The sequence below is a fragment of the Staphylococcus sp. EG-SA-17 genome (genome assembly GCF_017151845.1).
GTDB lineage: Bacteria > Bacillota > Bacilli > Staphylococcales > Staphylococcaceae > Staphylococcus > Staphylococcus aureus.
Genome location: NZ_JACVZO010000050.1, coordinates 1 through 3,676 on the forward strand (window position 1 = coordinate 1; position 3,676 = coordinate 3,676).

A 3,676-nucleotide genomic window follows, 5' to 3' on the forward strand; every position below is an offset into this window, starting at 1 on the left:
TAACCCTTTAGGGTTGCTGGAATAGTAGTGCAGTTGGCTGACTTGTCAGTGCCCTTTTAGGGCTGGCCAGTAAGGAAGGCTTATAGCCGCAGAACAAACCACCCGTTCACACGGGTGGTTTTGATTTTTGTTTAAAGCGAGAAAGTATTATCTTTAGACGACGTGATTGAAATGTCACGTCCTGTCAAAATGAATAGTTTATTAAAGTTGTATTTTGATAGAAATATACTGACACCACAAAAATTATTGAATTATTTAAAAGTTGATGAAACATTTTTGAATCATCTAGCAGGTATTAATTTAAAACTCTTTAAGGATTATGTTAATGAAAATAGAGAATATAATATAACGAATCTATATAAATAAGGCACCAATATTTAAACCTCGAGCTGAAAAGATCATCATTTCAGTTCGAGGTTTTTATTTGTAACATCTGTTGATAGGCATCGACAAGGACCTTTTAATGTTGTGTTTTGTGCGATATAACAAGCTTTTTAGGCTATTAAAGAATATTCAGAATTAAATATATAATTATGAATAAATTATGTCATTGAAAAAATTATGATTATAAAATCATTCTAAAAACACCGAAATAACAATGATTTCATGAAAACATTTATTTTAAAATTTGATATTTGTTCAAATAATATTCGAAATTAAACTTTTTTGTATAGAATTTTCTTTATATCCTGAGAGACATGTACTATAATGTTTGTGAAATAATTCACAAAGTATAAAGGAGTGGTTGTATATGTTAACTATACCTGAAAAAGAAAATCGTGGATCGAAAGAACAAGAAGTGGCAATTATGATTGATGCTCTAGCTGACAAAGGGAAAAAAGCATTAGAAGCATTATCTAAAAAGTCACAAGAAGAAATTGATCATATTGTTCATCAAATGAGCTTAGCAGCTGTTGATCAACATATGGTGCTAGCAAAATTAGCACATGAAGAAACTGGAAGAGGTATATACGAAGATAAAGCGATTAAAAATTTATACGCTTCTGAATATATATGGAATTCAATAAAAGACAATAAGACAGTAGGGATTATTGGTGAAGATAAAGAAAAAGGATTAACGTATGTAGCGGAACCAATTGGTGTTATTTGTGGTGTTACGCCAACAACAAATCCTACGTCGACAACTATTTTTAAAGCGATGATTGCAATTAAGACAGGAAATCCAATCATTTTTGCATTCCATCCAAGTGCGCAAGAATCGTCGAAGCGTGCAGCAGAAGTTGTATTAGAAGCGGCAATGAAGGCAGGTGCACCTAAAGATATTATTCAATGGATTGAAGTGCCTTCTATCGAAGCAACAAAACAATTAATGAATCACAAAGGTATTGCATTAGTTCTAGCAACAGGTGGTTCGGGCATGGTTAAGTCTGCATATTCAACTGGCAAACCGGCATTAGGTGTGGGACCAGGTAACGTGCCGTCTTACATTGAAAAAACAGCACACATTAAACGTGCAGTAAATGATATCATTGGTTCAAAAACATTTGATAATGGTATGATTTGTGCTTCTGAACAAGTTGTAGTTATTGATAAAGAAATTTATAAAGACGTTACTAATGAATTTAAAGCACATCAAGCATACTTTGTTAAAAAAGATGAATTACAACGCTTAGAAAATGCAATTATGAATGAACAAAAAACAGGTATTAAGCCTGATATTGTCGGTAAATCTGCAGTTGAAATAGCTGAATTAGCAGGTATACCTGTCCCCGAAAATACAAAACTTATCATAGCTGAAATTAGCGGTGTAGGTTCAGACTATCCGTTATCTCGTGAAAAATTATCTCCAGTATTAGCCTTAGTAAAAGCCCAATCTACAAAACAAGCATTTCAAATTTGTGAAGACACACTACATTTTGGTGGATTAGGACACACAGCCGTTATCCATACAGAAGATGAAACATTACAAAAAGATTTTGGACTAAGAATGAAAGCTTGTCGTGTACTTGTAAATACACCATCAGCGGTTGGAGGTATTGGTGATATGTATAACGAATTGATTCCGTCTTTAACATTAGGTTGTGGTTCGTACGGTAGAAACTCAATTTCACATAATGTTAGTGCGACAGATTTATTAAACATTAAAACAATTGCTAAACGACGTAATAATACTCAAATTTTCAAGGTGCCTGCTCAAATTTATTTTGAAGAAAATGCAATCATGAGTTTAACAGCAATGGACAAGATTGAAAAAGTGATGATTGTCTGTGACCCTGGTATGGTCGAATTCGGTTATACAAAAACGGTTGAGAATGTATTAAGACAAAGAACGGAACAGCCTCAAATTAAAATATTTAGCGAAGTCGAACCGAACCCATCAACTAATACAGTATATAAAGGTCTGGAAATGATGGTTGATTTCCAACCGGATACAATCATTGCACTTGGTGGTGGTTCAGCGATGGATGCTGCAAAAGCAATGTGGATGTTCTTTGAACACCCTGAGACATCATTCTTCGGTGCTAAACAAAAGTTCCTAGACATCGGTAAACGTACTTATAAAATAGGCATGCCTGAAAATGCGACGTTCATTTGTATCCCTACGACATCAGGTACAGGTTCAGAAGTAACACCATTTGCAGTTATCACAGATAGTGAAACAAATGTAAAATATCCGTTGGCTGATTTTGCTTTAACACCTGACGTTGCAATTATTGACCCTCAATTTGTGATGAGTGTGCCAAAAAGCGTTACAGCAGATACAGGAATGGATGTACTAACGCATGCAATGGAATCATATGTTTCTGTAATGGCTTCAGACTACACAAGAGGTTTGAGTCTACAAGCGATTAAATTGACGTTCGAATATTTAAAATCATCTGTTGAAAAGGGTGATAAAGTTTCAAGAGAGAAAATGCATAACGCATCAACTTTGGCTGGTATGGCATTTGCAAATGCATTCTTAGGCATTGCACACTCAATTGCGCATAAAATTGGTGGCGAATATGGTATTCCGCATGGTAGAGCGAATGCGATATTACTACCGCATATTATCCGTTATAATGCCAAAGACCCACAAAAACATGCATTATTCCCTAAATATGAGTTCTTCAGAGCAGATACAGATTATGCAGATATTGCCAAATTCTTAGGATTAAAAGGTAATACGACAGAAGCACTCGTAGAATCATTAGCTAAAGCTGTCTACGAATTAGGTCAATCAGTCGGAATTGAAATGAATTTGAAATCACAAGGTGTGTCTGAAGAAGAATTAAATGAGTCAATTGATAGAATGGCAGAGCTCGCATTTGAAGATCAATGTACAACTGCTAATCCTAAAGAAGCACTAATCAGTGAAATCAAAGATATCATTCAAACATCATATGATTATAAGCAATAATCTATCTGATAATAATCATCTAACTCACCTGAAATTACAAAAGTAAAAAATGCCACATAAACTTTAAGTCGATAATCATTATACGGTTATCGGCTTTTATTTATTGCCAAATCTTCAGAGAGATACAAACTAGACAATCATTTTTTTGTAAAAAGAAAACCATACGCTATGCGTATGGTTTTCTTTTTACAAAAAATGCATCTCTACGTGCTAGAATAAATATTGGTCAGCCAACCAAAATAATCAACACGAGGAGATGCTATTTAATGTCATCTGACACAAACAGTTTAGCACATACAAAATGGAATTGTAAGT

The 3,676-nt window shown here is 34.2% G+C and carries 1 protein-coding gene and 1 pseudogene; both read left to right on the forward strand.

Annotation, left to right across the window (positions count from 1 at the left end; translation table 11 throughout):
* Positions 1-153: 153 nt before the first annotated feature.
* A pseudogene (locus IDG65_RS13660) lies at positions 154-366 on the forward strand (zinc peptidase); the annotation flags it as partial.
* Between the two features lie 385 nt (positions 367-751).
* Positions 752-3,361, forward strand: coding sequence for a bifunctional acetaldehyde-CoA/alcohol dehydrogenase (gene adhE, locus IDG65_RS13665; protein ID WP_000955775.1), 2,610 nt, complete (start codon positions 752-754; stop codon positions 3,359-3,361).
* The last annotated feature ends 315 nt before the right edge of the window (positions 3,362-3,676 follow it).